This is a genomic window from candidate division KSB1 bacterium (assembly GCA_034506395.1).
GTDB lineage: Bacteria > Zhuqueibacterota > Zhuqueibacteria > Thermofontimicrobiales > Thermofontimicrobiaceae > Thermofontimicrobium.
Genome location: JAPDPQ010000066.1, coordinates 316 through 6591, shown reverse-complemented (window position 1 = coordinate 6591; position 6276 = coordinate 316). Strand labels below are relative to the sequence as shown.

Annotated in this window: 3 protein-coding genes; all 3 read left to right on the top strand. The window is 49.9% G+C overall.

Translation table 11 applies throughout. The features are described from left to right. Positions 1 to 1311: T9SS type A sorting domain-containing protein (locus tag ONB37_20135; protein ID MDZ7402472.1), on the top strand; the 1311-nt coding region annotated here is incomplete at its 5' end. A gap of 358 nt (positions 1312 to 1669) precedes the next feature. Further along, entirely contained in the window at positions 1670 to 3286 is a 1617-nt protein-coding gene (locus ONB37_20130; protein ID MDZ7402471.1) for a GDSL-type esterase/lipase family protein, read from the top strand. 519 nt (positions 3287 to 3805) lie between these two features. Further along, the gene (locus tag ONB37_20125; GenBank protein ID MDZ7402470.1) at positions 3806 to 6223 is read left to right on the top strand and encodes a glycosyl transferase family 36; all 2418 of its coding nucleotides are present in this window, start codon (positions 3806 to 3808) and stop codon (positions 6221 to 6223) included. Positions 6224 to 6276: the final 53 nt, after the last annotated feature.

Below are 6276 nucleotides of genomic sequence, written 5' to 3'. Positions count from 1 at the left end.
CGGGTGCTCAATACGTTGAAAACGTTTTGGACCAAACCGCAGGGACGAGAGGCTCAGGGTTTTATCGGCTACAAAGGCTTCTTTTATCATTTTCTGGACATGAAAACCGCCCTGCGCACCTGGAACTGCGAGCTATCCTCGATTGACACGGCATTGCTGCTGGCGGGAATTCTCTATGCCAAACAGTACTTCAATGAAAATCAGGCCAAGGAGGATTCCATTCGGGCACTGGCTGACTCCATTTACTATCGGGTCGATTGGCAATGGATGCGGAACTTTCAGCCCAACATCACCCTGGGATGGCATCCTGAGACGGGCTTTATCAATGCCTGGTGGCGGGGCTACAACGAAGCCATGATCATGAACATCCTGGCGCTGGGTTCGCCGACCCATCCTGCACCCTCCTCCATCTGGAGCGCCTGGACCAGCGGCTATTCCTGGCAGACACATTACGGTTATTCGTATGTGAATTTTCCGCCGCTGTTCGGCCACCAGTATTCCCATTGCTGGATCGACTTTCGGAATATCCAGGATGCCTACATGAAAAATAAAGGCATCACCTATTTCGAAAATTCCCGTCGGGCAACGTTAGCGCAACGAGCGTATTGCATCGCTAATCCTGGCAAATTCAAAGGGTATGGCGAAAACGTCTGGGGTATTACAGCCAGCGACGGCTATAACGGCTACAAAGCCCGAGGCGCACCGCCCGCCCAGAACGATGATGGCACCATCTCCCCCACCGCTCCAGGTGGCTCCATCCCATTTGCGCCCGAGGTCTGCATCCCAGCGCTGAAATACATGTACGACACCTATCGCCTTAGCATCTGGATGAAATACGGCTTCTGCGATGCCTTTAATTTGACGGTAAACTGGTGGTCGCCCATTGTGATCGGCATCGACCAGGGACCATTTGTCTTGATGATCGAAAATTATTTCAACGGCAAAGTCTGGGAAGTTTTCATGCAAAACCCAGACATCCAGCGAGGACTGAAACAGGCGGGATTTGTCACCATCAGCGGAGTACAGCAGGAACAATCCCAGCCGCCAACGAATTTTGTGCTTTATCAGAACTATCCCAATCCGTTCAATGCGTCGACGGTCATTCGCTACTACGTCCCAGAATCGGTTCGGGTGAAAATTACAATTCTGGATATCCTGGGCCAGGAAGTGGCAACCCTGGTCGATGAAACAAAATCCCAGGGCGAGCATTCAATAGCGTTCGACGGCACTGGTTTTGCCAGCGGCATATATTTCTGCCAACTTCGGGTGGACAAATTTACCGCCATCAAAAAGATGTTGCTGGTGAATTAAATTCCTTTGAAGGCAATAGAGACAAAAGCTTTTAGTAAAAACGCATTTGATTGATCTTCCACTTATCATGAATGAGAATTTCATAGAGTGCTGTCATTGCGATCCGCCTTTTGGCGGAGAAGCAATCTCTCAACTATCAGTAATTATGAGATTGCTTCGTCATTTCATTCCTCGCAATGACAGATGACATACTGCAAAATTAACAAATGATCAGGATAATTCCCCGTTAATCCCCCGCTCTCAGCTATCCAAATTCGCCCCATTGAAGCGACCGAAGGGAGCACCCGACAATCGGCGGGTAGGGAGCCAGGGGGGATGTCGTATTTTTAGGAGAAAGTTTGTTTTTTAGGTTTGAATCATGAACAATCATAAAAATTGGTCGGCTATCTTTTTCATTCTAACAGTGGTTTGCCTTCCAGCCACTCTCCCAGCCCAACTGGTCATCGATTCTTTCGACAATATTTCAGATTCCAACCGCTACCAAATTCTGGCTGGATCGCCAGGAAATGCGCTCACCATTAGCGTCTCGCAGGACACGCTGCTCGAAGGCCAGGGCGCATTTCGTTGCCAATGGCAGGTGCAGGCCAATTCCTTCGCTGGCATCTGGGCACGCATGGAATTCTGGCATCCCGACTCCACTGGCGTCTGGGACCTCACGCCTTATTTGAGCCTGCGCTTCTCATATTTCAACGCTATGCCGTCCTCGAAGCCAGGCAATATCAAATTGCAGCTCTATTTTTACGATGCGAGCGATGCCCCTGACACTGCCCATCGCTCCGAGGAAGTGGAGGTCTGGCTGCTGGATCTCGACGTGCTCGATTCAGCACCAGGCTGGCGGCAGATCGAACTTCCTCTGCGGCAGAGCGATATCGGGGCGCTCGAAAAAGACAAGTGGCTGCAATCGCCGCTGGGAATTTCGGGCAATGGTCGGCTCGACCTGAATAAGATTCGGGGCTTTGCCTTTGCCTTTGTCGGATCGGCCAGCCTGTTCCTCACCGACACCAAATCCGCCACGGGCGTGCTGTTTTTGGATGACTTTCGCATGATGGGTCAGGCACCTGGCGATCTGCAAAGCGCCGTCCACATTGTGGTGCTGGGTTCCTCTACGGCTGAAGGAACAGGTCCCACCGATAAGCGCAACGCCTGGGTCAATCGCTATCGGGCATTTTTGAAATCAGAAAATGCCAACCATCGGGTGGACAATCTGGCCAAAGGTGGCTATACCACCTACCATATTCTGCCCACAGGCCAGGCCACACCAGCCAATCGGCCCAAGCCCGATCCGCAGCGCAATATTACTTATGCCCTGTCGCTTGCGCCCGATGCGATCATCATCAATCTGCCATCCAACGACGCTACTTCTGGTTATAGCGTTGCCGAACAACTGGCGAATTATGATACCGTATTGGCTGTCGCTCGTCGCAACAGTGTCCCTGTCTGGATCGCCACCACGCAGCCACGCAATTTGAGCGAAGCTGGCAGGAAAAATTTGATGGAGATGCGAGATTCGACGTTTGCACGGTTCGGCCAATATGCGATCGATTTCTGGAACGACTTGGCGCAGCCGAACGGCACCATCAAACCGCAATACGACTGCGGCGATGGCATCCACCTCAACGATGCCGCCCATGAAATTTTATTCAAACGAGTACAGGCCAAAGATCTTCCCCGAGAGCTACTCAGTGCGGTATTGGAAACAGATTCCATGCCTCGATCAGCGAGTTTGCTGGGCAATTACCCCAATCCATTCAATACCACGACCAGGATCGAATTCGACTTGCCTACGGCGATGGTAGGTGGCTATGAAATTCTGAATCTGTTGGGACAACCCGTGGTCAGCATAAATGGGAGATTTTTTCCCGCAGGTCGCAATCAGATTGTGTTTCACGCCGATGGGTTGGCTTCGGGGGTTTATCTTTACCAGATTCGATTGGGTCATGAGATGTTTCGAGGGAAGATGACTTGTCTGAAATAAGGTTGAATTTTAGCGGATAAAAATTTTTTTTTGGATTAAGATTTGGTCGGATTAATTGATTTGATCCAACGTAGTCAAATTAATCAAAATCGTGTCATTCCGAACGGAGCGAAGCGGAGTGAGGAATCTGCATATTTTAATATAATCTCGTTTGATAAACAGATTTCTCGCTTCGCTCGAAATGACCATGTATTTGTCAATAAGATAGGTAATATCAAATTGAATTCTTTTCCAACGGATAGAAACAACCCAACTGATAAAATTCCAAATTTCAGAAAACAGATTCTAAATAATTTTCAAATTCCAATTGCCAATAATCCAATAGGTTTGGAATTTTGAATTGAACATTGAAGTTTATTTGAATTTTCTAGTTTGAGGTTTGGAATTTTAAATCATCCGTGGCTGTTTTACCATCCGTGAGGAATATTATTATTTTGCTAATTGGCGAAATTCGATTAATTAGCGGAATTAGCGATTTGTAAAGCACCTTCAACAATTAAAACAGTAGGAGAATCACAATTGGACACTGCAGCACGACGGTACGGTTCTTTCGAAAACAAATATGGCTATTTCTCTGACGATGGACGTGAATTTATCATCACTCGGCCCGATACGCCACGGCCCTGGACCAACGTCATTTCCAATGGGGATTTTGGCATGATCGTCAGTCAGGCGGGCGGCGGCTTTAGCTGGAAAACCCATGTCAACCTCAATCGCCTCACCCGCTGGAACCAGGACCTCATTCGGGATGATTGGGGCAAGTGGCTCTACCTGCGGGATCTCAATGCCGATAAATTTTATTCTTTGGCATATCAACCTGTTCAGGCCGAATATCAAACATATCAAGTTGTCCATGGACTTGGCTATACAATTTTTGAACAACAGTTTAATGATCTGGCCACCGAGTGGACCATGTTCGTCGCCATCGATGCGCCCGTGGAAATCTGGATTTGTAAAATTAAAAATAAAAGTACCCAGCCAAAGCATTTGCAGCTCAGTTCATATTTGGAATGGAATTTAGGAGCAGGTCCTGATAATCATCGTGAATTTCACAAGCTGTTTATCGAAACCAATTTTCAGCCACAATTGCACGCCATTCTTGCCACCAAAACGCTCTGGGAAGTGCCCACGAGCCGAGGCCACTGGAACACCGAATGGCCATTCATCGGATTTCATGCGGTCAATGCACCCGTGAGCGGCTGGGACACCAGCAAAGATGCGCTCATCGGGCGGCACGGCACATTCCAAAACCCCAAAGGCATTCGCAGCGGGAAATTTTCTGCGACGCAGGGACGCTTCGAGGATGCCGTGGCTTCGTTGGCGACAGATTTCCTGCTGCAACCTGGTGAGGAGAAATTCATCGTATTTGTCCTTGGCATGGCCGATCGCCACAATGGCCTTGCTGAAACTGAACAGGTGGTGCCAATCATTCAAAAATATTGCCAGACCAAAGTAGCTGAGGTCGAATTGCAAAAGGTGAAGGATTTCTGGCAGGACATCATTCAGCGGGTTCATATCGAAACGCCTGATCCTGCGCTGGATCTGCTGACCAATATCTGGCTCAAATACCAGGTGATCTCGGCGCACCTCTGGGCTCGGACAGGCTATTACCAGCAATCGGGCGCTTATGGCTTTCGGGATCAGTTGCAATCCCAGCAGGTCTGGCTGCCCATCGATCCGCCTCGGATGCTGGAGCACATCAAGCTCAATGCCCGCCATCAATTTGAAAAAGGCACGGTGCTCCACTGGTGGCATCCCATCACCGAGCAGGGGCATCCCACGGACATGACCGACGATCTCCTCTGGCTGCCGTTCATGCTCAACCGCTATTTGCTGGAGGTCGGCGATTATTCCTGTCTGAAAGAAGCCGTTCCGTTTTATGATCAGGGCGAGGCTACGCTCCAGGAGCATTGCACCCGAGCCATCGCTGTGGCGCTGGGGCGATTCAGCGAACGAGGCTTGCCGCTCATTGGTGCGGGCGATTGGTGCGATGGCTTTAGCGCCGTGGGACTGGACTGGAAAGGCGAGAGCATCTGGCTGGGCATGTTCCTCTACAAAATTTTGATCGACTGGGCCGAGATTCTGGAACAATACAGTCCGCTGAAAAATCCAGAGCTGGCAAAACAGTATCGGGATCGGGCTGCCCAACTGAAGCAGGCGTTAAACACCCACGGATGGAACGGTCAGTGGTACCTCGGCGCCACCAAAGACGATGGCACGCCCATCGGTGATCCCTCGCAAGACGAATGCAAAATCTATCTCAATTCCCAGACCTGGGCCATCATCTCGGGCGTAGCTGAAGGCGAGCGGCGGGAGCGAATTGCCCGAGCCATGCTGGAACATCTGGAGACGGATAACGGCCTGATGCTCTATTATCCCGCCTTCAAGAAGTCCGATCCGTTCATCGGCTACCTCACCCGTTATGCGCCAGGGTTGCGGGAGAATGGCGGCGTTTACACCCATGCCGCCACCTGGGGCGTATTGGCGCTGGCGCAACTGGGCTGGTCTGATGACGCAGTTCGGATTCTATCGAAACTTAATCCCATCCTGCAATCCCAGCAGAACGCCGATCGCTACATGGCCGAACCCTACTGTCTCCCAGGCAACATCGATGGCAAAGATTCGCCCTACTACGGTCGGGCGGGATGGAGCTGGTACACTGGCTCGGCAGGCTGGCTGTTCAGCATCGTACTGGAGGCGATCTGCGGCGTGAGACCTGTGCATTCAGGATTGGAAATTAATCCGTGTATTCCACCTCATTGGCAGCAAGTCCGAATCACCCGTCAATTTCGTGAAGCGATCTATGAAATTTCAATTCATAATCCCGATAAAAAAACTTGTGGAGTAAGAGAAATATTTATTGATGATAAAAAGATCAGTGGAAATGTCATCCCGCTTCAGCAAGCTGGAATTTATCATGTGAAAGTTGTAATATAAAACTCTAAAATTCCCAACGGATGATAAGACGCCAACGGATAAAAACAAAAAAT